The sequence below is a fragment of the Streptococcus equi subsp. zooepidemicus genome, from assembly GCF_015689395.1.
GTDB lineage: Bacteria > Bacillota > Bacilli > Lactobacillales > Streptococcaceae > Streptococcus > Streptococcus equi.
The window spans coordinates 1,069,494-1,095,748 of the sequence record NZ_CP065054.1; the positions used below are offsets into that span (position 1 = coordinate 1,069,494).

At 40.9% G+C, this 26,255-nt stretch carries 29 protein-coding genes; 27 read left to right on the top strand and 2 right to left on the bottom strand.

All coding sequences use genetic code 11. The features are described from left to right. Position 1 precedes the first annotated feature (1 nt). The 19 genes from I2432_RS05100 (at position 2) to I2432_RS05190 (ending at position 16,663) form a co-directional block, all read left to right on the top strand. On the top strand, positions 2–280 hold the full coding sequence (locus tag I2432_RS05100; RefSeq protein WP_012678025.1) for a UPF0223 family protein: 279 nt from the start codon (positions 2–4) through the stop codon (positions 278–280). Beyond that, positions 270–1,046 carry an inositol monophosphatase family protein gene (locus tag I2432_RS05105; protein WP_206159066.1) on the top strand — a complete coding sequence of 259 codons (777 nt, stop codon included), beginning with the start codon at positions 270–272 and terminating at the stop codon, positions 1,044–1,046. The genes I2432_RS05100 and I2432_RS05105 overlap by 11 nt, the downstream gene beginning before the upstream one ends. A 16-nt stretch (positions 1,047–1,062) precedes the next feature. After that, a complete protein-coding gene (locus I2432_RS05110; RefSeq protein ID WP_206159080.1) occupies positions 1,063–2,370 on the top strand; it encodes an RsmF rRNA methyltransferase first C-terminal domain-containing protein in 1,308 nt (435 codons plus the stop codon). A gap of 137 nt (positions 2,371–2,507) precedes the next feature. After that, complete coding sequence (locus tag I2432_RS05115; protein WP_111692426.1) at positions 2,508–3,374, top strand: phosphate ABC transporter substrate-binding protein PstS family protein; 867 nt, start codon at positions 2,508–2,510, stop codon at positions 3,372–3,374. Between the two features lie 10 nt (positions 3,375–3,384). Beyond that, positions 3,385–4,320: a phosphate ABC transporter permease subunit PstC gene (gene pstC, locus I2432_RS05120; RefSeq protein WP_043025772.1), complete on the top strand. Its 936-nt coding sequence runs from the start codon at positions 3,385–3,387 to the stop codon at positions 4,318–4,320. After that, entirely contained in the window at positions 4,310–5,197 is an 888-nt protein-coding gene (pstA, locus tag I2432_RS05125; protein ID WP_012679475.1) for a phosphate ABC transporter permease PstA, read from the top strand. Before pstC ends, pstA begins: the two co-directional genes overlap by 11 nt. Before the next feature lie 16 nt (positions 5,198–5,213). Then, complete coding sequence (gene pstB, locus I2432_RS05130; protein WP_206159067.1) at positions 5,214–6,017, top strand: phosphate ABC transporter ATP-binding protein PstB; 804 nt, start codon at positions 5,214–5,216, stop codon at positions 6,015–6,017. Between the two features lie 13 nt (positions 6,018–6,030). After that, entirely contained in the window at positions 6,031–6,789 is a 759-nt protein-coding gene (pstB, locus tag I2432_RS05135) for a phosphate ABC transporter ATP-binding protein PstB (protein WP_012678019.1), read from the top strand. 70 nt (positions 6,790–6,859) lie between these two features. Further along, on the top strand, positions 6,860–7,513 hold the full coding sequence (gene phoU / locus I2432_RS05140; protein ID WP_012678018.1) for a phosphate signaling complex protein PhoU: 654 nt from the start codon (positions 6,860–6,862) through the stop codon (positions 7,511–7,513). Between the two features lie 233 nt (positions 7,514–7,746). Next, complete coding sequence (locus tag I2432_RS05145) at positions 7,747–10,284, top strand: M1 family metallopeptidase (RefSeq protein WP_206158612.1); 2,538 nt, start codon at positions 7,747–7,749, stop codon at positions 10,282–10,284. A 420-nt stretch (positions 10,285–10,704) separates the two neighbouring features. Further along, a complete protein-coding gene (locus tag I2432_RS05150; RefSeq protein ID WP_037578348.1) occupies positions 10,705–11,379 on the top strand; it encodes a response regulator transcription factor in 675 nt (224 codons plus the stop codon). Beyond that, the gene (locus I2432_RS05155; RefSeq protein ID WP_111678059.1) at positions 11,372–12,682 is read left to right on the top strand and encodes a sensor histidine kinase; all 1,311 of its coding nucleotides are present in this window, start codon (positions 11,372–11,374) and stop codon (positions 12,680–12,682) included. The genes I2432_RS05150 and I2432_RS05155 overlap by 8 nt, the downstream gene beginning before the upstream one ends. Before the next feature lie 383 nt (positions 12,683–13,065). Beyond that, positions 13,066–13,494 (top strand): hypothetical protein, encoded by a 429-nt coding sequence (locus I2432_RS05160; protein WP_206158613.1) that lies wholly within the window; start codon positions 13,066–13,068, stop codon positions 13,492–13,494. A gap of 226 nt (positions 13,495–13,720) precedes the next feature. Continuing rightward, positions 13,721–14,116 (top strand): DUF1433 domain-containing protein, encoded by a 396-nt coding sequence (locus I2432_RS05165; RefSeq protein WP_115250909.1) that lies wholly within the window; start codon positions 13,721–13,723, stop codon positions 14,114–14,116. Further along, entirely contained in the window at positions 14,116–14,361 is a 246-nt protein-coding gene (locus I2432_RS05170) for a hypothetical protein (protein WP_111678062.1), read from the top strand. Before I2432_RS05165 ends, I2432_RS05170 begins: the two co-directional genes overlap by 1 nt. 18 nt (positions 14,362–14,379) lie before the next feature. Then, a complete protein-coding gene (locus tag I2432_RS05175) occupies positions 14,380–14,778 on the top strand; it encodes a hypothetical protein (RefSeq protein ID WP_231871354.1) in 399 nt (132 codons plus the stop codon). Positions 14,779–14,780: 2 nt separating this feature from the next. After that, the gene (locus tag I2432_RS05180) at positions 14,781–15,974 is read left to right on the top strand and encodes a Tle-like phospholipase domain-containing protein (protein WP_249093119.1); all 1,194 of its coding nucleotides are present in this window, start codon (positions 14,781–14,783) and stop codon (positions 15,972–15,974) included. Then, the gene (locus I2432_RS05185) at positions 15,971–16,363 is read left to right on the top strand and encodes a hypothetical protein (protein WP_165627640.1); all 393 of its coding nucleotides are present in this window, start codon (positions 15,971–15,973) and stop codon (positions 16,361–16,363) included. Before I2432_RS05180 ends, I2432_RS05185 begins: the two co-directional genes overlap by 4 nt. 15 nt (positions 16,364–16,378) lie before the next feature. Continuing rightward, positions 16,379–16,663 carry a hypothetical protein gene (locus tag I2432_RS05190; RefSeq protein WP_037579874.1) on the top strand — a complete coding sequence of 95 codons (285 nt, stop codon included), beginning with the start codon at positions 16,379–16,381 and terminating at the stop codon, positions 16,661–16,663. 197 nt (positions 16,664–16,860) lie between these two features. Here I2432_RS05190 and rpsT read toward each other — a convergent pair whose 3' ends face one another. Then, on the bottom strand, positions 16,861–17,109 hold the full coding sequence (rpsT, locus tag I2432_RS05195) for a 30S ribosomal protein S20 (RefSeq protein ID WP_012678006.1): 249 nt from the start codon (positions 17,107–17,109) through the stop codon (positions 16,861–16,863). A gap of 53 nt (positions 17,110–17,162) precedes the next feature. After that, the gene (gene coaA / locus I2432_RS05200) at positions 17,163–18,083 is read right to left on the bottom strand and encodes a type I pantothenate kinase (RefSeq protein WP_111710551.1); all 921 of its coding nucleotides are present in this window, start codon (positions 18,081–18,083) and stop codon (positions 17,163–17,165) included. A gap of 266 nt (positions 18,084–18,349) precedes the next feature. Between coaA and I2432_RS05205 the strand changes: the two genes are divergently transcribed. The 8 genes from I2432_RS05205 to I2432_RS05240 all read left to right on the top strand — a co-directional run bounded on the left by I2432_RS05205 (position 18,350) and on the right by I2432_RS05240 (position 26,191). Beyond that, entirely contained in the window at positions 18,350–18,946 is a 597-nt protein-coding gene (locus I2432_RS05205) for a class I SAM-dependent methyltransferase (protein WP_038674319.1), read from the top strand. Between the two features lie 98 nt (positions 18,947–19,044). Then, a complete protein-coding gene (locus I2432_RS05210; RefSeq protein ID WP_014622825.1) occupies positions 19,045–20,322 on the top strand; it encodes a pyrimidine-nucleoside phosphorylase in 1,278 nt (425 codons plus the stop codon). Between the two features lie 13 nt (positions 20,323–20,335). Then, on the top strand, positions 20,336–20,998 hold the full coding sequence (deoC, locus tag I2432_RS05215) for a deoxyribose-phosphate aldolase (protein ID WP_206158614.1): 663 nt from the start codon (positions 20,336–20,338) through the stop codon (positions 20,996–20,998). Beyond that, complete coding sequence (locus I2432_RS05220) at positions 20,985–21,374, top strand: cytidine deaminase (RefSeq protein ID WP_012515564.1); 390 nt, start codon at positions 20,985–20,987, stop codon at positions 21,372–21,374. Before deoC ends, I2432_RS05220 begins: the two co-directional genes overlap by 14 nt. A gap of 90 nt (positions 21,375–21,464) precedes the next feature. Continuing rightward, a complete protein-coding gene (locus tag I2432_RS05225; RefSeq protein ID WP_012515565.1) occupies positions 21,465–22,517 on the top strand; it encodes a BMP family lipoprotein in 1,053 nt (350 codons plus the stop codon). 126 nt (positions 22,518–22,643) lie between these two features. After that, the gene (locus I2432_RS05230; RefSeq protein WP_043025785.1) at positions 22,644–24,176 is read left to right on the top strand and encodes an ABC transporter ATP-binding protein; all 1,533 of its coding nucleotides are present in this window, start codon (positions 22,644–22,646) and stop codon (positions 24,174–24,176) included. After that, on the top strand, positions 24,169–25,233 hold the full coding sequence (locus tag I2432_RS05235; RefSeq protein ID WP_014622827.1) for an ABC transporter permease: 1,065 nt from the start codon (positions 24,169–24,171) through the stop codon (positions 25,231–25,233). The genes I2432_RS05230 and I2432_RS05235 overlap by 8 nt, the downstream gene beginning before the upstream one ends. A 1-nt stretch (position 25,234) precedes the next feature. Next, positions 25,235–26,191, top strand: a complete 957-nt coding sequence (locus tag I2432_RS05240) for an ABC transporter permease (RefSeq protein ID WP_111678071.1) — start codon at positions 25,235–25,237, stop codon at positions 26,189–26,191. Positions 26,192–26,255 lie beyond the last annotated feature (64 nt).

The following is a 26,255-nucleotide window of genomic DNA, read 5'->3' on the forward strand; positions in this document are numbered from 1 at the left end:
CATGTCAGATCATTATCATTACCCACTTGATGTAAGCTGGAGCACTGAAGAGATAACATCAGTGCTTCATTTTTTAAATCAGGTAGAGTTAGCCTATGAGGCTAAGGTAGGAGCAGAGGAGCTACTCAAAAGCTATGCTGCCTACAAGGAGATTGTAAGAAGCAAATCACAGGAAAAGCAGATTGACCGCGAATTCCAACAAGCCAGTGGCTATTCAACCTATCAAGCTGTCAAAAAAGCCAGAGAAATTGAGAAAGGATTCTTTTCCCTTGGAAGATAAATACGCATTTGCAAAAACTATCATCAAAGAGGCTGGACTTTTTATTAAGGATAGAATGAAGGACAGCTTAGCTATTGAAATCAAGACGCAGCATGATGATTTAGTGACTAACGTAGATCAAGAGACGCAGGATTTCTTAATCTCCAAAATCAAGAAGGCTTATCCTAGTGACCATATGATAGCTGAGGAGGGCGATATTTGTCATGCTATTACAGATGGCAAGGTTTGGGTGCTGGACCCCATTGACGGTACGGTGAATTTTATTGTACAGAAAGCCAATTTTGCTATCATGATGGCTTATTATGAGAATGGCGTCGGAAAATTTGGTCTCATTTATGATGTCATGGCAGATCAGCTTTTTTCAGGTGGCGGAGACTTTGCTGTTACTTTAAATGATCAAGTCTTAGCATCTTATCAGGATAAGCCGCTTGATCGCAGCTTAATTGGCTGCAATGCAGGTATGCTTTCAAGGAACGAGTACAACCTGCACCAGCTCATTGATCAAACCCTAGGCGTGAGGGTTTATGGCGGCGCAGGCATTTGCATGACCAGGGTGTTAAGGCAGCAGCTAATGGCTTATTTCTCCTATATTCAACCTTGGGATTATGCAGCGGCAGCTATTATGGGCGAAAGCCTTGGCTATGTCCTGCTGACCTTAGAGGGAGAGCAGCCAGACTTTCAGTCTAGGCAGAAGGTGATGTTTGTTCCCAAGTCCAAGCTAGCCACCATTCAATCCCTGCTACATATAAACGAGAACAATCAGTAAGATTAAGATGAAAAGCATGCAATTACCAAACGATTTTATTGAAAAATACCAACAGCTGTTAGGCTCAGAAGCAAAAGCTTTTTTTGAGAGCTTTGATCAGCCTGCTATCAGTGCCTATAGGATAAATCCCTTAAAGCACCAATCGGTCTGCCTTGATCCTCCTATTCCTGATACACTATGGGGTTACTACGGCAGGGTATCAGGAAAGTCTCCTAACCATGTGTCAGGTGTGGTGTATTCCCAAGAGCCTGCTGCTCAAATGGTTGCTCAGGTAGCGTCACCTGCTAAGGGGACTAGAGTGTTGGATTTGGCAGCAGCGCCAGGTGGCAAGTCAACTCAGTTACTTGCCTATCTAGAGAATACAGGACTTTTAGTGAGTAATGAGATTTCAACCAAGCGAAGTAAGGCTTTAGTTGAAAATATAGAGCGCTTTGGTGCTAGAAATGTTGTTGTGACAAATGAGTCCGCTGACAGGCTGGCAACTGTTTTTCCAGAATATTTTGACACTATTGTCTTTGATGGGCCTTGCTCTGGCGAGGGCATGTTTCGCAAGGATCCAAATGCTATGAGCTACTGGCACAAGGATTACCCAGCAGCATGTGCTAACCTGCAAAGGTCCATTTTATCAGAGGCGATACCTATGCTAAAGCCAGGTGGTCAGCTGATTTATTCGACCTGCACCTGGTCGCCTGAAGAAAACGAAGAGGTTGTTCGCTGGCTACTAGAAAGCTATGATTTCCTTGAGCTGGAGCATATCCCTAAGATCAACGGCATGTCAGAGGGGATCGGCATGCCACAGGCAGCTAGAATGTACCCTCATCGTTTTAAAGGAGAGGGACAGTTTGTTGCCAAATTAAAGGATACTAGATCAACGGTTTCCTCTTCAAGCTATAAATCTCCAGGGTCTAACCTCACCAAAGAGCAGCTGAAGCTGTGGCAGGATTTTGAGAAAAATCATTTAAACATAGCCTTGACGGGTCTGTTACAGGTCTTTGGTGATCGTTTGTACCTGTTACCAGATGGCTTACCCTGTCTTCGATCGCTTAAAATTGCAAGAAATGGACTGGAATTAGGCACTTTTAAGAAAAAACGCTTTGAGCCTTCTTATGCTCTGGGATTGGCGTTAAAGCCTGAAGAGGTCAGCTTATCTGTTGAGATTGACGAAGAGGACTTTATCACATACGCCTCAGGAAATACCATTACCTTACCAGAATCCTATGCTACAGATTGGTATCAGCTGGTCATTAACGGAAATGGTCTGGGCTTTGCTAAAATAGTTGGTCGTACCCTTAAAAATAGCTTCCCTAAAGGCTTACGTTTTTAGGGAATAGTACATCATTAAATTTTTATAATTTTAAATAAAACTTCTTCCAAAGCATTGTTAGATATGTTACTATAAAGAATATGCTGAAGCTTAATTCTTCGCTATAAACCTTTATTTTTATGAATAGGAATATAATAATGAAATCGAAAAAGAAATTCTTTTTGTTAAGTCTTTTAGCCTTGTCGGCTTTCTTTTTGTCAGCCTGCTCAAGCTGGATTGATAAGGGAGAATCCATAACAGCGGTAGGCTCAACAGCATTACAGCCCTTAGTAGAGGCCGCAGCTGATGAGTTTGGAAGCAATAACCTAGGAAAATCTGTTAATGTTCAAGGAGGCGGCTCTGGCACTGGCTTATCACAGGTGCAGTCAGGTGCTGTTCAGGTAGGTAATAGTGATGTCTTTGCAGAAGAAAAGGACGGAATTGATGCTGCTAAGCTTGTTGATCACCAGGTTGCCGTAGCAGGGCTTGCTGTTATTGCCAATCCTAAGGTCAAGGTATCTAATCTCACAAGCAAGCAGCTACAAAAGATTTTCTCAGGTGAATACACCAACTGGAAGCAGGTTGGCGGACAGGATCTTGCTATTTCAGTGATTAATCGAGCGGCAAGCTCAGGCTCACGTGCTACCTTTGATAGTGTCATCATGAAGGGTGTCACTGCTAAGCAAAGTCAAGAGCAGGATTCTAACGGTATGGTTAAATCGATTGTGTCTCAGACACCAGGAGCCATTTCTTATTTATCCTTTGCCTATGTGGATTCGTCTGTAAAATCATTACGATTGAATGGCTTTAAAGCCAATGCCAAAAATGTAGCCACCAATGATTGGCCCATCTGGTCCTATGAGCATATGTATACCAAAGGCAAGCCAGATGGCTTAACCAAGGAATTTTTGGATTATGTGCTATCAGATGAGGTCCAAAAAACAATTGTGACACACATGGGTTATATTGCTATCACTGATATGAAGGTAGTCAAATCCTATGATGGCAAAGTTACAAATAAATAATGGGGGAATTATGAAAAATCAGGAATTAGCTAAGCAATTAGCCTCACCATCAAAAAATTCACGTCTTGAAGCATTTGGTCGTACGATTACCTTTTTTTGCCTCGCCTTAATTGTTTTTATCGTTGCAATGATTTTAATTTTTGTGGCTCAAAAGGGCTTGTCTACCTTTTTTGTGAATAAGGTTAATCTTTTTGATTTCCTATTTGGTACAGAGTGGCAGCCTAGCGTTAAAAATGCTGCCGGTGTTCCTTATCTTGGAGCTCTTCCGATGATTGCTGGATCGTTTTTAGTCACGATTTTATCAGCTTTGGTAGCAACACCATTTGCCATTGGTGCAGCAGTATTTATGACCGAAATTTCACCCAAGTATGGGGCAAAGCTATTACAGCCAGCAGTTGAACTGCTTGTAGGTATCCCATCAGTTGTTTATGGCTTTATTGGCTTGCAGGTCGTTGTTCCTTTTATTCGTTCTATTTTTGGTGGAACAGGCTTTGGTATCCTATCAGGGGTCTGTGTCTTGTTTGTCATGATTTTACCGACCGTCACCTTTATGACAACAGATAGTCTACGCGCTGTTCCTCGTCATTATCGTGAGGCTTCTATGGCTATGGGGGCTACGCGTTGGCAGACCATTTGGCGGGTGGTCTTAAATGCAGCTCGTCCTGGTATTTTTACTGCTGTTATTTTTGGCATGGCTAGAGCCTTTGGTGAAGCCTTAGCTATTCAAATGGTTGTGGGAAATTCAGCAGTCATGCCGACTTCACTAACCACTCCAGCAGCTACATTGACCTCTGTATTGACTATGGGAATTGGTAATACAGTTATGGGAACTGTTCAAAATAATGTGCTATGGTCATTAGCCCTTGTCTTATTGCTGATGAGTCTGGCCTTTAATTCCCTTGTCAAATTAATTACGAAAGAGAGAAAGAGAAATTATGAACGCTAAAAAGGTTGATAAAGTAGCAACTGGTAGCTTGTATACTATTGCTGGAATTATTGTAGCTATTTTAGCTTCCCTAATTCTGTTTATTCTTGTGCGTGGCTTACCTCATATCAGTTGGTCGTTTTTAACAGGGAAATCATCGTCCTATGAGGCTGGTGGAGGTATTGGGATTCAGCTTTATAATTCATTTTTCTTGCTGGTAGTAACCTTGATTATCTCCATTCCCCTATCAACAGGTGCTGGCATTTATTTGGCCGAATACGCTAAAAAAGGGCCTGTAACAAATGTGATTAGAACCTGTATTGAAATCCTGTCCTCACTGCCATCTGTTGTGGTTGGATTGTTTGGCTACCTTATTTTTGTTGTACAGTTTGAGTATGGCTTTTCTATCATATCAGGTGCCCTTGCTTTGACGGTGTTTAATCTTCCGCAAATGACAAGAAACGTTGAGGACAGCTTGCTGCACGTGCACCACACGCAAAGAGAGGCAGGGCTAGCCCTTGGGCTTTCACGCTGGGAAACTGTTTTTCATGTGGTTATTCCAGAGGCCTTGCCAAGTATTGTGACAGGTATTGTTTTGGCTTCAGGTCGTATCTTTGGTGAAGCAGCTGCTCTTATCTATACTGCGGGTCAGTCTGCCCCAGCTCTTGATTGGTCAAATTGGAACCCTTTGAGCGTGACTAGCCCTATTTCAATTTTCCGTCAATCTGAAACCTTAGCTGTTCATATTTGGAAGGTCAATAGTGAGGGAACAATCCCTGATGCAACACTTGTTTCTGCTGGTAGTGCAGCGGTATTGTTGATTTTTATCCTTATTTTCAATCTATCAGCTCGCTTCATTGGCAAGCGTATTCATGCTAAGATGACAGCAGCAAAATAAGACATTGGAGAGATTCATGACAGAATATAATTGGAACGAACGTCATATCATTACATTTCCAGAAGAAACCATTGCCCTAGCTACCAAGGATTTGCATGTTTATTATGGTAGCAAGGAGGCAATCAAGGGGATTGATATGCAATTTGAAAAAAATAAAATTACAGCCCTAATTGGTCCTTCAGGCTGTGGCAAGTCAACCTATCTTCGCAGCCTCAATCGAATGAATGACACCATTGATATTGCTAGAGTGACAGGCGAAATTTTGTACCAAGGCATTGATGTCAACCGAAAGAACATGAATGTGTATGAAATCCGTAAGCACCTAGGAATGGTCTTTCAAAGGCCAAACCCATTTGCCAAGTCTATTTATAAAAACATCACCTTTGCACATGAAAGAGCAGGAGTGAGAGATAAAAAGATTTTAGATGAAATTGTCGAAACCTCCCTTAAGCAGGCTGCTCTGTGGGATCAGGTCAAGGACGATCTTCATAAATCAGCCTTTACCCTCTCAGGAGGTCAGCAGCAGCGCTTGTGTATTGCTAGAGCTATTTCGGTTAAGCCAGATATTTTGTTGATGGACGAACCAGCTTCAGCCCTTGATCCTATTGCAACCATGCAGCTAGAAGAAACCATGTTTGAGTTGAAGAAGGATTACACCATTATTATCGTTACTCATAACATGCAGCAGGCCGCTAGAGCAAGTGATTACACTGCTTTCTTCTATTTGGGTGACTTAATTGAATACGATAAAACGCGTAACATTTTCCAAAACGCTACCTGTCAGTCCACAAATGATTACGTCTCAGGACACTTTGGTTAGAAAGAAGGATATGATGGCAGAACCTATTTTACAGATCAGAGATCTTTCTGTTTACTATAATAAAAAGAAAACCTTAAAGGACGTGTCCTTGGATTTTTACCCAAATGAAATTACAGCGCTCATTGGCCCTTCAGGGTCTGGGAAATCAACGCTTTTGCGTTCCATCAATCGCATGAATGACCTGAATCCAGAGGTAACCATTACGGGGTCAATCGTTTATAATGGACATAACATTTACAGCCCAAGAACGGACACTGTTGATTTGCGAAAAGAAATTGGTATGGTCTTTCAGCAGCCCAACCCTTTTCCTATGTCTATTTATGAAAATGTTGTTTATGGCTTGCGCCTAAAGGGCATTAGAGATAAGGCTGTTTTAGATCACGCTGTTGAATCCTCTCTCAAAGGAGCCTCTATCTGGAGTGAGGTCAAGGATAGACTTCATGATTCAGCTGTTGGGCTATCAGGAGGTCAGCAGCAGCGTGTCTGCATAGCAAGGGTTCTGGCAACCAGCCCTAAAATCATTTTGTTAGATGAGCCAACATCGGCTTTAGATCCCATTTCAGCCGGCAAAATCGAAGAGACTCTGTTCTCACTAAAAAAGGATTATACGATGGTTATCGTTACCCGCTCCATGCAGCAGGCCTCGCGCTTGTCAGACCGGACAGGCTTCTTCTTAGAGGGAGACCTTCTTGAGTTTGGTCCTACTAAGGCAATGTTTATGAACCCTAAGAGGAAGGAAACAGAAGATTATATTTCGGGTAAATTTGGCTAAGGGATCTTGTTTGTAGTCTAGGTATCCTCTCTGTTTAGGATAATAAATGAATCAATAGAAAGAAAAAATGATGTTAAGAACTAAATTTGAAGAAGAATTAGACAAGCTACACAATCAGTTTTACTCTATGGGAACAGAAGTCTTGTCTCAAATCAATAAAACCGTTCGTGCCTTTGTCAGTCATGACCGCGAATTGGCCAAAGAGGTGATTGAGGAAGACGATACCATCAATGAATTTGAAACAAAATTAGAAAAAAAGTCTCTTGAAATTATCGCCTTACAGCAGCCTGTTTCAAACGATTTGCGAACAGTTATTACTGTTTTGAAGGCCTCAAGTGATATTGAGCGTATGGGAGATCACGCTGCCTCTATCGCTAAAGCAACCATTCGCATGAAAGGAGAAGAGCGTATCCCGATTGTTGAGGAGCATATCAACTTGATGGGGAAGGCAGTCAAGCAGATGGTTGAAGAGGCGCTAAATGCTTATATTAATGCAGATGATGCCAAAGCCTATGAGATTGCTGCTTCAGACGAAATCATTGATAATTATTTCCGCGAAATCCAATCTCTAGCTGTCGAAGAAATTCGCAAGACACCAGATGCCGTCTTTGCTGGCAAGGAATACTTCCAGGTTCTCATGTATTTAGAGCGTATCGGTGACTATGCTCGTAATATTTGTGAATGGATTGTCTATTTAAAAACTGGAAAAATTATTGAATTATAAGAAAGTATGGTATAATGGGGGCTGGGTGAACTTCTCAGTTCCTCGTTTTATTATAGCGATTAAAAGGTTTTAGAGGCTGGAGCTTCAGCTGAGCTGACTATCAGCTGTCAAGCTTCTAGACAAAATGAAAGATAACAATAAGCTAGTCGTCTAAGGGACTAGACGGCAGGATTGATTATATTAAGAATGTGACCTTGTCCCATCACTAATTTAATGACATATTAAGGAGTTGTATGAAAAAAGTAGAACATCTTATTGAAAAGTTTATTCCTGAAAATTATAATATTTTCCTAGACATTAATCGTAGCACAAAAACCTTCACAGGTAATGTTGCGATCAATGGTGAAGCATTGGATAATCAAGTGTCATTTCACCAAAAGGACTTGGCGATCAATGCCATTTTACTTGACAATGAAGCTGTTAGCTATCATGTTGACGATGACAATGAGCTTGTGCGTGTTGAGCTGCCAGAGACTGGTATGATGACGCTTGTCATTGAATTTTCAGGTAATATTACTGACAATATGACTGGTATTTACCCGTCGTACTACACGAAAGATGGTGAAAAACAGGAGGTCATTTCAACGCAGTTTGAAAGCCATTTTGCGCGTGAGGCCTTTCCATGTATTGACGAGCCCGAAGCAAAGGCTACCTTTGACTTAAGCTTGACATTTGACCAAGCAGAGGGCGAGATTGCTCTATCAAATATGCCTGAGGTCAATGCTGAGCGCCGCAAGGAGACAGGTCTTTGGACCTTTGAGACAACTCCTAGAATGTCTTCTTATCTGCTGGCCTTTGCCTTAGGAGACCTGCATGGCAAAACAACAAAAAGTAAAAATGGGACAACAGTTGGTGTCTATGCGACCAAGGCTCACCCACTGACCTCGCTAGATTTTTCATTGGATATTGCTGTACGTGTCATTGATTTCTACGAAGATTACTTTGGGGTTCGCTATCCTATTCCTCAATCCTTAAATATTGCCCTTCCTGATTTTTCATCTGGAGCGATGGAAAACTGGGGCTTGATTACCTATCGCGAAATTTACCTGTTGGTTGATGGCAATTCAACAGCTCGCAGCAGACAAAATGTTGCTCTTGTTGTGGCACACGAAATTGCCCATCAATGGTTTGGTAATCTTGTAACCATGAAATGGTGGGACGATCTCTGGCTCAATGAAAGCTTTGCCAATATGATGGAATATGTGGCCATCAATGCTATTGAGCCATCATGGCGTATTTTTGAGGATTTCCAAACAACAGGTGTGCCGCTGGCTCTTAAGCGTGATGCAACAGACGGTGTTCAATCAGTCCATGTTGCTGTTAACCACCCAGATGAGATTAATACCCTATTTGATCCAGCTATTGTCTATGCCAAGGGAAGCCGCTTAATGCATATGCTTCGCCGCTGGATTGGCGATAAGGATTTTGCGGCAGGTCTGCGCCTTTACTTTGAAAAGCATCAATACCGTAATACTGTAGGACGTGATTTGTGGCAGGCTCTTTCAGAAGCTTCTGGTAAAGATGTTGCTGCATTTATGGACGCATGGCTAGAGCAGCCAGGCTATCCTGTCTTAACGGCCAGAGTTGACAATGATCAGTTGATTCTCAGCCAAAAGCAGTTCTTTATTGGTGAGGCAAGCGACCAAAAGAGACTATGGCCAATTCCACTAAATGCAAACTGGAAAGGTCTTCCTGACGTACTGACAGAGGAGTCCATCGTTATTTCAGGCTTTAGTCAATTAGCCGCCCAAAATAAAGGAGCACTTCGCTTTAATACAGAAAATACAGCGCATTACATTACAGATTATCAGGGACAGCTGTTTCATAGCTTAGTTGATGATTTGAAGCATCTTGACAACACCTCTGCCCTTCAAGTGATTCAAGAGCGCCGCTTGCTGGCTGATAGCGGTCTGATTTCTTATGCAGAGCTGGTTGACTTAATCGCTCAGCTAGATGACAAAAAATCCTATATGGTTGCTGCAGCTGTTCAGCAGGTTATTAGAGGCTTAGAGCAGTTCATTGATGAAGGAACCTCAGCAGAGCAGTCCTTTAATCGATTGGTTTCTTCTATTTTCCAAGAGGACTTCAGGCAGCTTGGATTTGAAAAGAGGGCAAATGAATCTGATGAAGATGAAATGGTCCGTCAAATCGCTTTACATCACTTGTTGGTCGGAGGCAATCGTGATGTGATCAATCAGGCCAAGACCATCTTTGAAGCTTATGCAAACCGTATCGAAGCCATTCCAGCAGCCATTCGCCGCTCGGTATTGGTGAGTCAGATCAAATATTTTGAAACAGCTGACTTGGTTGATGCTTATTTTGATGCCTATGTTGCAACCAAGGACAACAATCTTCGAGCTGATTTGAGCGCCGCCTTGGCAACAACAGCTAATCCATCAACCCTTAAGCGTATTCAGTACAGCTTAAAGGATAAGGATATTATTAAGCCACAGGACCTAGCAGCTTGGTATAACTTTTTGCTTGATCAAGCCTCTGCACAAGAAAGCATTTGGCGCTGGGCTAGAGAAAACTGGAAATGGATTAAGGCTTCATTGGGTGGTGATATGAGCTTTGACAAGTTTATTATTTACCCGGCTAACCATTTTAAAACAGCAGAGTGTTTAGCTGAATATAAGGCCTTCTTTGAGCCACAGCTTGATGATATGGCGATTAGTCGCAATATTTCGATGGGGATAAATGAAATTTCAGCTCGAGTTGCCCTCATTGATAGTGAAAAAGAAGCTATCGCTAATGCTTTAAGTCAGTACTGATGATATCACAAAGGAGCTGGGGACCATCCTCAACTCCTTTATTGGTATCAAAAGCATGTTACCTTTAAGCGATCATTAGATCAAAGGGTAATTGCTGTAGCTTAGTGGCACTGCCTGTCAGCTTTTGGCAAATGAGGAGGCTTCAATCATAAGCAGTGGTTAATCTTAGCGCCGTAAATTGCTAGTTGATCAGAGTCAGAGCTTAGGACGGATAAGTCATAGAGACAATTCTTTGTCTGTCAGTTTTATAACTTAAGTAGGTCTCCAGACTAACTGTATGCTTATGACCTGTCATGAGCAATAGTTTAGCAAAGCTTAAGCTTTTTGTGCTATCGTTAGATTAGAGAATTCATTTAGTAAAGTAATCTCTAAAGACTATTTGAGCTAGGCTGTTAGTCTTTAGAGAATTGAGGTATCATAATGATAAAAATATTATTAGTAGAAGACGATTTAAGCTTATCAAATTCCATCTTTGATTTTTTAGATGACTTTGCTGATGTGACGCAGGTTTTTGATGGCGACGAAGGACTCTATGAGGCAGAAAGCGGCATTTATGATTTGATTCTGTTAGATTTAATGCTGCCTGAAAAGGATGGCTTTCAGGTGCTAAAGGCCTTACGTGAAAAAGACATCAAAATTCCTGTCTTGATCATGACTGCCAAAGAAAGCATTGATGACAAGGGACATGGCTTTGAGCTTGGTGCTGATGACTATTTAACCAAGCCCTTTTACCTAGAGGAATTAAAAATGCGGATTCAGGCCTTGCTTAAGCGCGTAGGAAAGTTTAATGATAAGAGCCTTAAATTTGGCAACCTGACTGTAGATACTACTCGTAAAGAGGTACAGGTCAATGGGCAGGTCATAGAGCTATTAGGTAAGGAGCTTGATTTACTAGTCTATATTCTTCAAAATCAAAATGTTATTTTGCCAAAGTCACAAATTTTTGATCGTATCTGGGGCTTTGATAGTGATACCACTATCTCTGTTGTAGAGGTCTATGTCTCTAAAATCCGTAAGAAGCTTAAGGGGACAGACTTTGTTAATCATCTTCAAACCTTGAGAAGTGTAGGATATATCTTAAAAGCTAATGAATAAACTAAAAAAAGAATTATTGTCCGATAATTATACACATTTTTTTCATTTCTTTGCTATTTTTACAGGCATTTTTGTTGTCATGACTATCATTATTTTGCAAATCATGAGGTTTAGTGTCTATTCCACAGTAGACAGCAGTCTCATTTCGGTCGGTCAAAATGCCAGCAACTATGCCAATAGGACCATGGCGAGAATATCTTCCTTTTATTTTGATGCAGAAAATAACCTTATTCAGGCTCTTCCTGAATTGGAAGCGTCAAAATCACTTGGCTCCTCCACCACTAATATGGATATTATTTTATTTAGTGCCAATGGGACGATATTGAATTCCTTTGACGCCTTCTCCAATTACCAAAGCTTTCGTTTAGACAAAAGTCAGCTTAATAACATTGTCACAACACAGCTGATGAATTTTTATGGGCAAAAGGAGAAATACCATACCCTAACCGTTAAAGTCCACATCAAAAACTATCCGGCAGTGGCTTATATGATGGCAGTGGTTAATGTTCAGCAACTGGATACTGCCAATGAGCGCTATGAACAGATTATTATCATGGTTATGATTGTCTTTTGGTTAATTTCGATTTTGGCCAGTATTTATTTGGCTAAGTGGAGCAGAAAGCCAATTATGGAGAGCTATGCCAAGCAAAAAATGTTTGTAGAAAATGCCAGTCATGAGCTTAGAACTCCTTTGGCTGTGCTGCAAAATCGTTTGGAATCACTGTTTAGAAAGCCTAACGAGACCATTTTAGAAAATAGTGAGCATATTGCTTCAAGCCTAGATGAGGTCCGCAATATGAGAATATTAACCACTAATTTGTTGAATTTAGCTAGACGCGATGATGGGATCAAGCCGCAGCTAGTTGATGTTGATGCAGCCTTTTTTGATACTGTTTTTGAAAATTATCAATTAGTTGCAGAAGAGTCAGGTAAGCAGTTTATCTCAGCTAATCAGATCAATAGGCCCTTAAAGACAGATAAGGCCTTACTAAAGCAGCTGATGACCATTTTGTTTGATAACGCGATCAAATACACTGATCATAACGGTGTGGTTGAGGTCAAGGTTAGAACGACTGATAAGCATTTATTGATTTCTGTTATTGATAATGGTCCAGGGATTAAGGACGATGATAAGAAAAAGATTTTTGATCGCTTTTACCGAGTAGATAAGGCAAGGACACGCCAAAAAGGAGGCTTTGGACTCGGATTGGCCTTAGCGCAGCAGATCGTTACCTCATTAAAAGGAACGATTACCGTCAGTGATAATAAGCCTACCGGCGCCATCTTTGAAGTAAAATTATAGCACTGAGTTCTTGCTAGCCCATAATAAGTATTAAAATAGCAGTCACTAGATTAAGAGGTCTAGTGATTTTTTTATTGTATTCTATTTGCTGTCAATCAAGCGTTTAAAGCCAATAAAACCGTTATTAGGCTTGAATTACAGTAAGGTATAAAACAAAGATCTGTCAAAAAATATACCAGAAAATCTCATAAAAGCGTCAAAATAGTAAAAAGTTACCGACAATATGTCAATATGATACTATTATTATAGTATAATATTTATAATCCTATCATAATATTAGAACATCTGGTGTCTAGCTGTTTTTGTAAAAGTAAAAAGCCTGCAACCCCTCATGCTAAAGCACAAAGGCAGTTGACAGCAACATTATAACATAAGAGGAGTTTATGATGAAAAAGCAACTAAACAAACGACGGAAACTAATTGGCATAGTGACTTTAATAACAATTTTAGGAGGAATAATAACAATGGGTTGGTTTAATGGGGATAGAGACAATAAAAGCGAGAATAACTATTATCAAGTAGAGAAGGATTTAGCAATGGAAATTATTAGTGAGTTTGAAGGGGTAAAAGAGATTAGTTTTCTTAGTCCAGTCCAATCCAAAGAAACAGGATATTGGGGAACAACAGCTACTATAAATAAAACTAATGAGATATCTTATTCTTTTTCGATGACTTTTTCAGGAAAGCTTGATGATTATTATTATCATTTTAATAAAAAAATTTTTAAGTTAGCGGAGCGTCACAAAAAATTGACATTAAGTCAAGTGGATCTAACAGGTATTGATATTAAATATTCTGACGGAGGAAAATAAATGATAACTGACGAAAACTATAACTGGCTAGCTGGAAAAGTTTATGATGTTTAGTATGCTAAAGCTAATTCTGAAAAACATGTGGTCAGATATGATGTTATTGGTAAAAAAGATTCGCAATTTTATGTTCTCAAAGCCGAAGACACCCTCGACAATGGTATGCAGGCTAGGGTGCCAAAGAGGAATGGGAATGTTCTAGTTTTAAATTATAAATTAAGGAGGTTTTATGATAGTAAAAAAGAAAGTCATCATTTTATTAGGAATCGTAGCAATTTTAGTAATGGGAGGTATGGCAATGTTTAATTCATTCACAGGTAAGGACGAACCAAGGTATAAACATGAGCAGGATAGAATGGTAGAGTATTTAGCACAAAATTATGAAGGTATTGAAAAAGTTGAGTTTACAGATATTGATCATAATGCTATGACAGGAACATATAATTTTGATGCTACCGTTAATGATAAAATAGAGGTTCGATTTGTTTTAAGAGGACTAAAAGGCGATATTTACATGAATGAGCTCTATTCTCGTAATTTTGGAAATCGTTTAATTAAACTTGATGAACCTATTGATAATCTAGGCAAACCAAAGATTAGAATAGTTTACAAGGAGGAACGATAATGGTAACAGATGCAGATTATAATGCTATTGCTGATGATGTGTATAGTGTTGACTCGAAAAAAACATCTAGACCTTATCAGATTGGTGATACCTTAGCAAGTGGAAAATACAAAATCCTCAAAGCCGAAGATACCTCTAACAGTGGTATGCAGGCTAGGACGGTTGGAGCAATTAAGGGTGGTGAGGTGGGTAAGAGTCATATCATGATTATCTATGTAAAAAGCAGCTATTTGCTAGCGTCCTAGCAATAAAAGGAGTTGATGATGAAAAAGCAACAAAACAAACGACGGAAACTAATTGGCATAGTGACTTTAATAGCTATTTTAGGAGGAGTGCTAACGATGAACTGGCTTAATGACGAAAGGCTAAATAGAGAGCGTAGAGAACAAGAGAGGGCAGTTATTTATTTAAGTAATACATATGAAAATATACATAAAATAAAGATCATTGGTATAGATAAAAATTTAAAAACAGGTTCTATGAATATAGCTACAATTGTTAATAGTAAGTACTATATATCCGTAACATTTATGGGAGGTGAGATTTATACAGGTGTAGAGCAAGCTTCAAAAGACAATGAGGAATTTTTAAACCGTCGAAAAAAAGCAGAGAATAAGACAACCTTGAGTAAGGACATTGAAGTTATTTATAAGGAGAAATAATAGTGATTAATGATAAAGATTATAATAAACTCTCTGAAAAAGTATATGATGTTGATGCTAATAAAGTAACTATTCCTGTTAGAAAAAATACGGATATTTTTAATCGTTATTTCAAAGTTCTTGAAGCCGAAGATAACCCCGACAATGGTATGCAGGCTATGGCAGTTGCACCAATAAAAGATGGCAAAGAGGATAGAAGTCACATTGTCATTGCCTATGCTGGGACAAATAGCAGTGATATACGCGATATTGACACCGATATTCAATCTGTTGTTTTTGGAGATGATCAATACCTGTGTACCCATGAGGGGCCTGATTCTTTTAAAGTAGTCAAGAGTCAGCTAAGCACTGCTAAAGCCTTTTCCGACCACATCAGGACAAGGTACCCTAACGCTGCCATCTCCTACACCGGACATTCTCTGGGAGGCTATCTGGCACTCATCACAGCAGCCCATGCCAAGCAGCCTGCCACTGTCTTTAATGCGCCAAGCTCTGTTAATAACCTCTCCAAGGAGGCTATTGACTTTGTTAAAGCCAACAAGGGACTCTATCACAGCTACCGCATTAACAATGACTACATTGGAAACCTAGGCACTTACCTTGGAGATGATGAGCTCGGGATTTCAAGATGGGTTGATGGTAAGGCGGGAATAGGACGTCATAGCTTAGCCGCTTATCGCTTCAACTCAAAGGGTCAGGTGATTGACCGTAAGGGTCACCCTGCCGCTGCTCAAGCACCTGCTCTTGCTACCCTAAGATCCAGACTAACCGAATACCGCCTGCTAAAGAAAAAGTATGCAGCCTCTAACGGTATTAGCAGCTCAGAGGAGTTTTACCTTGATCAGTTTCAGGCTCGAGCAGTCGCACAGGCTTTGGAGCAGACCACTCAGCTTGCCCAAGAGGAGATCATTGCTCGTCGGAAGGAGGCGGTTGCAGAGGCAGAGGCGCTTCACCAAAAGACAAGAGACATGCCCTTTTTTGTGAGTGAATTGAGTTGGGCGGAGCTAGAGGAGGCTTATGCCCAGGCAGGTGTGACCTATGACAGCCTTGTCGGTCAGACCAAGAGGCACTTTGATGACAAGGTCGCTCAGGCCAGGGGACTGACCACTAAGTTCAATACCGTAAAGGAGCAGCTAGAGGAGGGGATCGAAAGGACAATCGCTACTGACCAAAAGCTAGGAGGCGACTTTTCATGACAGCATTAGAGAAGATCAGAGCTGCTATCCGTCAAAAGGAAGAGGAGCTAGAGGAGCTACAGGAGCACTATCATCAAGAGCGGCTCCAAATGGAAGCAGCCCATGACGAGCTAAGAGGCAACTACAACCAGCTGCAGCAGCTCTATGCCTCTAGCTATCAGGCCGTTAGCAGCTACCTCAGACATTATGATGCTAGCCTGATAACAGACCAATATACCGTTTTAACGAGGCTTATTGATGACTATCAGCACCGAACAGAGCAGTGCTATCACGAGCAATGTCGCAAGATGTCGCAGCAGGAGGAAGAGATTGCCCATCACTATCGCAGCAAGCGACAGGCTATAGAGAAGGACATCACAGCGCTGAGGCGTCAGTGGCGTGAAGGTTAAAGGAAAGGAGATAAGATGATTGCTATAGAGATGATTTTAACCGGACAAGAGCCGATCAGGGCTTTAAAGAAAGAGCTAGATAGGAGATTGGTTCAGTCCATATGTGCCCCCTTGACCTTAGGTCGCCTTCATGCCCTTCAAAGGTGCTATGACAGTGAGGTATCTCGGATTGCCACAGACACCGCAGATCATATTCAGACCATTGTCAATCAGCTAGATAGTAGCATTAGAGGGCAAGGCAGGACAGCACTAGAGCAGGCGATCAAGACGCAGAACAGGGGCTATAGCAGCCTGATGTGAGACAGGAAGGACTTACTGTCCTACCAGCTACAGTCACTACACTGCTAGAGCTTGCGGTGTGAGCAGCAGTAAGAGGCAAAGGCGCTGCCCTGAGGGATTGATGAATCACCATCACCCGTTTGGAAGCGCCAGCTGTGCTAATGATTTTCTAAAGCCAAAAAGAAAAAACTCCGATTGGAGTTTTCATTGGTTATGTATTAGCCAAGCTTTGCAGCAAGACGTGCTTTATCGCGGCTTGCTTTATTTTTATGAATCAAACCTTTTGATTGGGCTTTATCAATGCTTGAAGAAGCAGCGCGGAAAAGCTCTTCAGTTGGGTTTGCTTCAAATGCCTTGATAGCAGTACGCATAGCTGATTTTTGTGCTGAATTTTTTTCGTTTGCTTTAACGTTAAGCTCAGCGCGTTTAATAGCTGATTTAATATTTGCCAATGTTTTCACCTCCAAATTAATCTAACTACACCATTATATAGAAAATATAGGTGTTTGGCAAGCACTTATCACTTTTTGAGATAAATTTCGTCAATTTTATGGTCTGCCGCTTTATGAAGAATGAGCTCTGCTCGGTTGCGTGTAGGCTCAATAAACTTTTCCAGATTTTCTAGGTTAATTGTTTTCCAGACTTTTTTTGCAAAGGCAATAGCTTCATTTTGTGGCAATGAGGTGTACCTAGCGTAATAGTTAGCTGGGTCATGCTTAGCCAGCTCTAAAAGGCTTAAGAATCGTTCCAAATACCATTGCTCAATATGATGGCTATCTGCGTCAATATAAATTGAAAAATCAAAATAATCACTCATATACAGTCGATTATTCTGTTGATTTTGGAAAACATTAATCCCTTCGATGATGAGGAAGTCAGGATTGGTAAAGGTTTGCTGCTGATCAGGAACGATATCATAAATCTCATGCGAGTAAACAGGAGCTGATGCAGTTTGTCCTCCTTTGACAGTATCCAGAAAGTTTAACAATAGCTCCATATTATAGGATTCTGGGAAGCCCTTTCGATTCAGCATATTGTTTTTGATCAGTGTGCTATTAGGGTACAAAAAACCATCTGTTGTGACCAACTCAACAGTGCTGGTCTTGTGTGTGCGCGCCAAAAGAAGCTGCAATAACCTGCTAGTTGTGGACTTACCGACGGCAACTGAGCCAGAAATCCCAATAATAAAGGGTCTTTGCTGAATATCTTTTTTTAGAAAGAGGCTTTTAGAAAAAGACAGGTTTTCTTGAGCGATTTTATAGATTTGAATGAGATGAATCAAGGGAAGGTAAACCTCAACAACGTCGTTGATATCAATATTATCATTCAAACTGGTGATGCTAGTAAGCTCCTCTTGGGTCAATAAGGGCTTGCTTTTTTGATGTAATTGCTTCCAAGATTTTCTAGATATTTTTTCAAAAGTAATAAATTCGTTTGACATAGTTACTCCTACTAATTGGCAGTGCTTACATTATAACATGTCAATAAAAAAATTGAAAAATGTTTAGTCTGAAATTCTTAAAAAAACACTGAAAAACCCTATAAAAATCGAACAATTTCGACCTAACAATTGACTAATATAAAGTTAATCAGATAATGTTCGGAATATATGGTTCGATAGACGAAAAACTAAGAAAAACAAACGTCTTGTAAACCATTTCAAAGTGTGATAGAATGAAAAAGCATCGAAAAAAGATAGGAAAACACATGACAAAAATGTATTATGATGAAAATCCAGATAGTGCTCATGATATCCATCAATTGACGGTCAATTTGTTAGGACAGTCCTTTACTTTTTTGACAGATTCTGGTGTTTTCTCAAAAAGAATGGTTGATTTTGGAAGTCAGGTCCTTCTCAACACATTAGATTTTCAAGAAGGCGACCGTCTGCTTGATTTAGGCTGCGGCTATGGGCCGCTGGGACTTAGCTTAGCAAAGGCTCAAGGCGTCGAAGCGACTCTAGTAGATATTAATCATCGCGCTATTGGCTTAGCTAAGCAGAATGCTGAGAGTAATCAGGTTGAGGCGACCATTTTTCAATCAAACCTCTATGACGGTGTGACAGGGACATTTGAGCACATCATTAGTAACCCACCGATCAGAGCGGGGAAAAAAGTGGTTCATGAGATTATTGAAAAGAGTATTGATTTTTTAACTAAAGGCGGTGATTTGACAGTCGTTATCCAAAAGAAGCAGGGAGCACCAAGTGCTAAAGACAAAATGGAGGCTGTTTTTGGGAATGTGACTATTCTCAAAAGGGAAAAGGGCTACTACATTTTAAGAAGTATTAAGGAAAGGAATTGAGCTCAAGTGTAGAAGAGTGGTATTAAAAAGCATAGCAGTATGTCAGTAAGAGTTGCTTTTTAATATCAAGATTTTCTCAGAGCTTTTGGTATCTTGTTATGAGAGCAGTTGATTTAATCCAAAAAAAGCGTGATGGTAAAGAGCTATCTACCGAAGAAATCCAGTGGCTGATTAATGGTTATGCCAATGGTACTGTGCCAGATTATCAAATGTCGGCTTTTGCAATGGCGATCTATTTCAAGGGAATGTCTACACGAGAAACTCGCGATTTGACCATGAGTATGGTTGAGACAGGTGAGCAGATTGATTTGTCAGCTATAGCTGGTATCAAGACGGACAAGCACTCAACAGGTGGTGTTGGTGATAAGGTGACACTCATCTTAGCTCCTCTAGTTGCTAGCTTTGGCGTTCCTGTAGCGAAAATGAGTGGACGCGGCTTAGGCCACACCGGTGGAACGCTTGATAAGCTAGAATCTATCAAGGGCTTTCAGATTGGTCGGACCCAAGAGGAATTTATCAAGCAGGTACAAGAGATCGGACTTTCAGTTATTGGACAATCAGATAAGCTTGTGAAGGCAGATAAGCTGCTTTATGCTCTTCGTGATGTGACGGCAACCGTTGATATTGTTCCTTTGATTGCAAGCTCTGTTATGAGTAAGAAAATTGCTGCTGGCGCTGATAGTATTTTGCTAGATGTTACCGTTGGTGACGGTGCCTTTATGAAGACTATTGAAGATGCTGAGAAGCTGTCTAGACTGATGGTTGACCTTGGTAAGGAGGTTGGGCGTCAGACAGTGGCTGTCATTACAGATATGAGTCAGCCTCTTGGTCGTGCTATCGGTAATCGCTTAGAGGTGCTAGAGGCAATTGATATCATGAAAGGCAAGGGACGCAAGGATATTACTCACTTTATTTGTGAGCTAGCTCAGATTATGCTGGAGCTTGCTGGTGCTCAACACTCTCTTGAGGATATTCACCATCATTTGGTTGGCGGAGCAGCCTTGAAAAAATTAGAAGAGATGGTTGTTTATCAAGGAGGTGATCTTGAGGACCTTTATCGTCCATCACAGGCGGCTGTTCAAACAGAGGTTTTTGCATCAGAAGATGGTTACATCACAGCATTGCCTGCTCTTGAGTTTGGATTGTTTGCAATGAGGCTGGGTGCTGGTAGAGCAGTCAAAACAGATAGTCTGGATTATGAAACAGGGATTGTCTTTGACAAGAAGGTTGGTGACGCTGTCACTAAGGGAGAGCGCATTGCAGTTGTCTTTTCACAGGAAGCCCTAGACGAAAAAGTGCTTACAGAATTTGAAAAAAATGTTAAAATAGGGGCGGAACACCTAGAGGCTAACGAAATTATCAAAATCATTTCCTAAGGAGGAGTATAACATGAATATTAACAAGTATATTGACCACACACTACTAAAAGCTGACAGCGTTCAATCGCAGCTTGACCAATTAATTGAGGAGGCTAAAGCCTATGACTTTGCTAGCGTTTGCGTCAACCCTTGCTGGGTAGCCTATGCTGCAAAGGCTTTAAAGGGAACAGATGTTAAGGTTTGTACAGTTGTTGGTTTTCCTTTAGGTGCAACTACCTCAGCAACAAAGGCCTTTGAAACAAAGGACGCTATTGAAAATGGTGCTGATGAGATTGATATGGTTATCAATATTGGTCTGTTAAAGCAGGGTGACTACCAAGCTGTTGAAGATGATATGCGTGCAGTGGTAGAGGCTAGTGGAGACAAATTAGTCAAGGTGATTATCGAGGCTTGCCTCTTGACTGATGATGAAAAGGTTAAGGCTTGTCAGTTGGCGGTAAATGCAGGTGTTGACTTTGTGAAGACCTCTACTGGTTTTTCAACTGGCGGTGCGACCGTTTCTGATGTCAAATTGATGCGTCAGACAGTTGGTTCAGATATTGGGGTCAAGGCAGCCGGTGGTGCTCGTTCTCTAGAGGACGCTTTAGCTTTTGTTGAAGCAGGAGCTACACGTATTGGAACTTCTGCAGGGGTAACGATTATGAAAGGTGAAGTTGCCAATGGAGGCTACTGATTTAGTTTCATTGGCAATTGAAGCTAGTAAAAGGGCTTATGTTCCTTACTCACACTTTCCGATTGGAGCCGCTTTAAAGACCAAGGACGGAACAATCTATACTGGCTGTAATATCGAGAATGCCAGCTTTGGCTTGACCAATTGTGGAGAGCGGACAGCTATTTTCAAGGCTGTTTCTGAGGGACATCAGCAGCTTTTAGAAATTGCCATTTATGGAGAGACTGATGAGCCAATCTCTCCTTGTGGAGCCTGTCGTCAGGTCATGGCAGAATTTTTTGAAGCCACTGCTCCAGTAACGCTAATTGCTAAGGACGGTCGTACCATGCGCACAACTGTTGGCGAGTTACTTCCTTATTCGTTTACAGATTTATCGTAATCTGGCTTAATTTTGTTATCTAGCCATTAGGCTTTATATTTACTTTCGGCAATTGGTTTGCTAGAAATATTTTTAGGAGGGTTCATATTCATGAACAAGAAATTTATTGGTGTTGGTTTAGCTTCTGTAGCTTTATTAGGTTTAGTTGGTTGTGGTAATCGTAACGCTTCAAAGGGATCTGGTGATGCTAAAACAGATTTGAAGGTAGCAATGGTTACTGACACTGGTGGTGTTGATGATAAGTCATTTAACCAATCAGCTTGGGAAGGCTTGCAGGCTTGGGGTAAGGACAATGGACTAACAAAGGGTTCAGGCTTTGATTACTTCCAATCTACCAACGAGTCTGAATATGCAACTAACATTGATACAGCAGTTTCTAGTGGTTATGAGGTTGTTTATGGTATCGGATTTGCCTTGAAGGATGCAATCAGTAAGGCTGCTGATGACAACAACAAAGTACAATTTGTTATCATTGATGATGTTATCGAAGGCAAAGACAATGTTGCTAGCGTAACATTTGCTGATAACGAAGCTGCTTACCTTGCAGGTATTGCGGCAGCTATGACTACAAAAACAAAAACAGTTGGTTTTGTAGGTGGTATGGAAGGAACAGTTGTTACACGCTTTGAAAAAGGCTTTGAGGCAGGCGTTAAGTCTGTTGATGACTCAATCAAGATCAAGGTGGACTACGCTGGATCATTTGGAGATGCCGCTAAGGGTAAGACAATTGCAGCAGCGCAATACGCAGCAGGTGCTGATGTTATCTATCAGGTAGCTGGTGGAACAGGTGCGGGTGTCTTCAACGAAGCAAGAACAATTAACGAAAAACGTGACGAAGCTGATAAGGTTTGGGTAATTGGTGTTGACCGCGACCAAAACGAAGAAGGTAAATATACATCTAAGGATGGCAAATCATCTAACTTTGTACTTGCATCTACTATAAAAGGTGTTGGTAAGGCTGTTCAATTGATCAATAAGCAGGCAGCAGATAAGAAATTCCCTGCAGGTAAAACAACTGTTTATGGTCTGAAGGACGGTGGTGTTGAGATTGCCACAACAAATCTTTCTAAAGACGTTATCAAAGCCATCGAAGAAGCAAAAGAAAAAATTAAATCTGGTGACGTAAAAGTTCCTGAAAAGTAGTTACTGGAAAAGAGCGACCTTCGTCGGTCGCCCTTTTTAGAGTGGAACACCTTTTGCTTCAGTAAAGGTTGTGACAAATGGCTGGCTTTACTGAAACAAAAGATTAAATTGAAAGGAAATAATCCTATGGCACAGCATGTCATTGAAATGAAAGAGATTACAAAAAAATTTGGTGATTTTGTTGCGAATGACCATATTAATTTGAATGTCAGAAAAGGCGAAATTCATGCATTGTTAGGAGAGAATGGTGCAGGTAAATCAACGTTGATGAATATGCTAGCTGGGCTTTTAGAGCCAACTAGTGGTGAAATTGTCATTAACGGTCAGCCTGTTGTTATTGACTCTCCTTCCAAATCTGCTAGATTGGGTATTGGAATGGTACACCAGCACTTTATGCTAGTAGAAGCTTTTACAGTTGCTGAGAATATCATTTTAGGAAATGAAGTTGTCAAAAACGGTTGTCTTGATTTAAAAAAGGCTAGCAAGGACATTAAAGAGCTTTCTGAGAAATATGGTTTAGCTGTTGATCCTACTGCCAAGATTGCTGATATTTCTGTAGGGGCACAGCAGCGTGTTGAAATCTTAAAGACCTTATATCGTGGTGCAGATATTCTTATTTTTGATGAGCCAACAGCGGTGCTTACGCCTGCTGAAATACAAGAGCTAATGGAAATTATGCGTAATCTTGTAAAGGAAGGCAAATCGATTATTTTGATCACTCATAAGCTGGACGAAATTAGAGCAGTTGCTGATAGAGTCACTGTTATTCGACGTGGGAAAAGTATTCAAACAGTAGATGTAGCAGGTGCAACCTCTCAGGACTTGGCTGAAATGATGGTTGGGCGTTCAGTTTCCTTTACAACAGCTAAAAAGGCAGCAGAGCCCAAAGGGGTGGTGCTGTCGATCAAGAATTTAGAGGTCGATGAAAATCGTGGAATCCCAGCAGTAAAGGGGCTTTCTCTTGACGTTAGAGCTGGTGAAATTGTGGGGATTGCAGGGATTGATGGTAATGGTCAGTCAGAGCTGATTCAGGCCATTACAGGCTTGAGAAAGACTAGATCTGGTAGCATTACAATCAAAGGTCAGGAGGTTGTCCATTTAAGCTCCCGTAAAATCACAGAGCTATCAGTGGGGCATGTGCCTGAGGACCGTCATAGAGATGGCTTAGTGCTGGACCTTTCCTTGGCTGAAAATACTGCCCTTCAGACCTATTATAAAGAGCCACTAAGTAAGAACGGTATTTTAAATTACAATACAATCAATGATTATGCTCGTAGACTGATGAAGGAATTTGACGTTCGTGGTGCCAATGAATTGGTTCCAGCTCGTGGATTTTCTGGCGGTAACCAACAAAAGGCTATCATTGCACGTGAGGTTGACCGTAACCCTGATTTATTGATTGTCAGTCAGCCAACTCGCGGCTTGGACGTTGGTGCTATTGAGTACATTCATAAGCGTTTGATTGAAGAGCGTGACAAAGGCAAGGCAATTCTCGTTGTTAGTTTTGAGCTTGACGAAATCTTGAATTTATCTGACCGTATTGCAGTTATTCATGACGGTAAAATTCAAGGTATTGTGTTGCCTCAAGATACCAATAAGCAAGAATTGGGAATTTTGATGGCTGGTGGTTCCATTGATAAGGAGGAGAGTCATGTCTAAAAATGCACAAAAGATTGCTGTGCCAATGATTTCTATCTTGTTAGGATTCTTACTTGGCGCTATTGTCATGTTTATCTTTGGCTATGATCCAATTTGGGGCTATGAGGGCCTATTTCAGGTAGCCTTTGGTAGTATCAAAAATATTGGTGAAATCTTCAGAGCGATGGGGCCGCTTATCCTTATTGCCCTTGGTTTTACCGTTGCTAGCCGTGCCGGCTTCTTTAATGTCGGGCTGTCAGGTCAAGCTTTGGCTGGTTGGATTGCTGCAGGTTGGTTTGCTCTTGTCAATCCTAATATGCCTCGTCCGCTTTTAATTCTGATGACGGTCTTGATTGGTATGGTTGCCGGTGGAATTGCTGGCGCTATTCCAGGTATTTTGCGAGCTTACCTTGGTACGAGTGAGGTCATTGTCACCATTATGATGAATTATATTATTCTGTATGTTGGTAACGCCATCATTCAAAGAGGCTATCCTGAAAGTGTTAAGCAAAGTATTGATTCAACCATACAGGTCAGCGATAATGCCAGCTATCAAAGTCAATGGCTGTCAGATTTGACCAATAATTCTCGTATTAATATTGGTATTTTCTTTGCACTTATTGCAATTGCAGTTATTTGGTTCTTGCTAAACAAAACAACTCTAGGCTTTGAAATTCGTTCAGTAGGTCTTAACCCACATGCTTCAGAATATGCGGGTATGTCCTCAAAGCGTACGATTATCCTATCAATGATCATTTCAGGTGCTTTAGCAGGCTTAGGAGGAGTTGTTGAAGGCTTGGGAACCTTTGAGAATGTTTTTGTACAGGGAAGCTCTCTAGCAATTGGTTTTGACGGTATGGCTGTTAGCTTGCTTGCTGCCAATTCACCGATTGGTATCTTCTTCTCATCATTCCTATTTGGGGTGTTGAGTATAGGTGCTCCTGGTATGAATATTGCAGGGATTCCACCAGAATTGGTAAAAGTAGTGACTGCCTCAATTATCTTCTTTGTAGGTGCTCACTATCTTATTGAACGCTATATTATCAAGCCTAAAAAACTAGTAAAGGGAGGTAAATAAGATGAGTTTAGTTACTATTTTTGCTTTATTGGTTTCATCAATGCTTATCTATGCTACACCTCTTATTTTTACAAGTATTGGTGGTACCTTCTCAGAACGGGCTGGTGTTGTCAATGTCGGCCTTGAAGGCATTATGGTCATGGGGGCTTTTTCAGGAATTGTCTTTAATCTTGAATTTGCTCATATCTTTGGCAAAGCTACTCCCTGGATTGCGGTTCTTGTGGGAGGAGTTGTCGGATTGATCTTTTCATTGATCCATGCGCTTGCAACAATTAACTTTAGGGCAGATCACATTGTCAGTGGTACAGTGCTAAATCTACTGGCACCATCACTTGCCATTTTCTTGGTAAAGGTGATGTACGGTAAGGGGCAAACTGATAATATCCAGCAATCATTTGGTAAGTTTGATTTTCCGATTCTCTCAAAAATTCCGATAATTGGGGACATTTTCTTTAGAAATACTAGCTTAGTTGGGTATTTAGCTGTTGCCTTTTCTTTCCTAGCTTGGTTTGTGCTTTATAAAACAAGATTCGGGTTGCGCTTACGCTCTGTAGGTGAACACCCTCAAGCAGCCGATACACTTGGTATTAATGTTTACCTCATGAAATATTATGGGGTTATGATCTCTGGTTTTCTTGGGGGTATTGGTGGAGCTGTCTATGCACAATCCATCTCTGTTAACTTCGCAGTGACAACCATTTTAGGACCTGGATTTATTGCCCTTGCCGCTATGATTTTTGGTAAATGGAATCCAGTAGGTGCTATGTTATCTAGCCTATTCTTTGGATTATCACAGAGCTTGGCAGTTATCGGAGCACAACTACCAGTATTGGAAAAAATCCCAACGGTTTATCTCCAGATTGCGCCATACCTATTGACCATCATCATTCTGGCTGCTTTCTTTGGACAAGCAGTAGCTCCAAAGGCAGATGGTGTCAACTACATCAAATCAAAATAAAAAAACAATTAGAGGCTGAGACAAAAGTTTGCCTCAAAATAAAACAAACGAATAAGTCTAGTTT

What these genes read in the sequence shown, in the direction of transcription:
- I2432_RS05185 (WP_165627640.1), top strand. Translation starts at nt 15,971, where the DNA reads ATGACAGCATTAGAGAAGATCAGAGCTGCTATCCGTCAAAAGGAAGAG.
- I2432_RS05235 (WP_014622827.1), top strand. Translation starts at nt 24,169, where the DNA reads ATGTCTAAAAATGCACAAAAGATTGCTGTGCCAATGATTTCTATCTTG.
- phoU (WP_012678018.1), top strand. Translation starts at nt 6,860, where the DNA reads ATGTTAAGAACTAAATTTGAAGAAGAATTAGACAAGCTACACAATCAG.
- I2432_RS05100 (WP_012678025.1), top strand. Translation starts at nt 2, where the DNA reads ATGTCAGATCATTATCATTACCCACTTGATGTAAGCTGGAGCACTGAA.
- I2432_RS05175 (WP_231871354.1), top strand. Translation starts at nt 14,380, where the DNA reads ATGAAAAAGCAACAAAACAAACGACGGAAACTAATTGGCATAGTGACT.
- I2432_RS05210 (WP_014622825.1), top strand. Translation starts at nt 19,045, where the DNA reads ATGAGAGCAGTTGATTTAATCCAAAAAAAGCGTGATGGTAAAGAGCTA.
- I2432_RS05110 (WP_206159080.1), top strand. Translation starts at nt 1,063, where the DNA reads ATGCAATTACCAAACGATTTTATTGAAAAATACCAACAGCTGTTAGGC.
- I2432_RS05165 (WP_115250909.1), top strand. Translation starts at nt 13,721, where the DNA reads ATGATAGTAAAAAAGAAAGTCATCATTTTATTAGGAATCGTAGCAATT.
- pstA (WP_012679475.1), top strand. Translation starts at nt 4,310, where the DNA reads ATGAACGCTAAAAAGGTTGATAAAGTAGCAACTGGTAGCTTGTATACT.
- I2432_RS05190 (WP_037579874.1), top strand. Translation starts at nt 16,379, where the DNA reads ATGATTGCTATAGAGATGATTTTAACCGGACAAGAGCCGATCAGGGCT.
- I2432_RS05150 (WP_037578348.1), top strand. Translation starts at nt 10,705, where the DNA reads ATGATAAAAATATTATTAGTAGAAGACGATTTAAGCTTATCAAATTCC.
- pstB (WP_206159067.1), top strand. Translation starts at nt 5,214, where the DNA reads ATGACAGAATATAATTGGAACGAACGTCATATCATTACATTTCCAGAA.
- I2432_RS05170 (WP_111678062.1), top strand. Translation starts at nt 14,116, where the DNA reads ATGGTAACAGATGCAGATTATAATGCTATTGCTGATGATGTGTATAGT.
- I2432_RS05115 (WP_111692426.1), top strand. Translation starts at nt 2,508, where the DNA reads ATGAAATCGAAAAAGAAATTCTTTTTGTTAAGTCTTTTAGCCTTGTCG.
- I2432_RS05225 (WP_012515565.1), top strand. Translation starts at nt 21,465, where the DNA reads ATGAACAAGAAATTTATTGGTGTTGGTTTAGCTTCTGTAGCTTTATTA.
- deoC (WP_206158614.1), top strand. Translation starts at nt 20,336, where the DNA reads ATGAATATTAACAAGTATATTGACCACACACTACTAAAAGCTGACAGC.
- pstB (WP_012678019.1), top strand. Translation starts at nt 6,031, where the DNA reads ATGGCAGAACCTATTTTACAGATCAGAGATCTTTCTGTTTACTATAAT.
- I2432_RS05240 (WP_111678071.1), top strand. Translation starts at nt 25,235, where the DNA reads ATGAGTTTAGTTACTATTTTTGCTTTATTGGTTTCATCAATGCTTATC.
- I2432_RS05160 (WP_206158613.1), top strand. Translation starts at nt 13,066, where the DNA reads ATGATGAAAAAGCAACTAAACAAACGACGGAAACTAATTGGCATAGTG.
- I2432_RS05155 (WP_111678059.1), top strand. Translation starts at nt 11,372, where the DNA reads ATGAATAAACTAAAAAAAGAATTATTGTCCGATAATTATACACATTTT.
- I2432_RS05220 (WP_012515564.1), top strand. Translation starts at nt 20,985, where the DNA reads ATGGAGGCTACTGATTTAGTTTCATTGGCAATTGAAGCTAGTAAAAGG.
- I2432_RS05205 (WP_038674319.1), top strand. Translation starts at nt 18,350, where the DNA reads ATGACAAAAATGTATTATGATGAAAATCCAGATAGTGCTCATGATATC.
- pstC (WP_043025772.1), top strand. Translation starts at nt 3,385, where the DNA reads ATGAAAAATCAGGAATTAGCTAAGCAATTAGCCTCACCATCAAAAAAT.
- I2432_RS05230 (WP_043025785.1), top strand. Translation starts at nt 22,644, where the DNA reads ATGGCACAGCATGTCATTGAAATGAAAGAGATTACAAAAAAATTTGGT.
- coaA (WP_111710551.1), bottom strand. Translation starts at nt 18,083, where the DNA reads ATGTCAAACGAATTTATTACTTTTGAAAAAATATCTAGAAAATCTTGG.
- I2432_RS05145 (WP_206158612.1), top strand. Translation starts at nt 7,747, where the DNA reads ATGAAAAAAGTAGAACATCTTATTGAAAAGTTTATTCCTGAAAATTAT.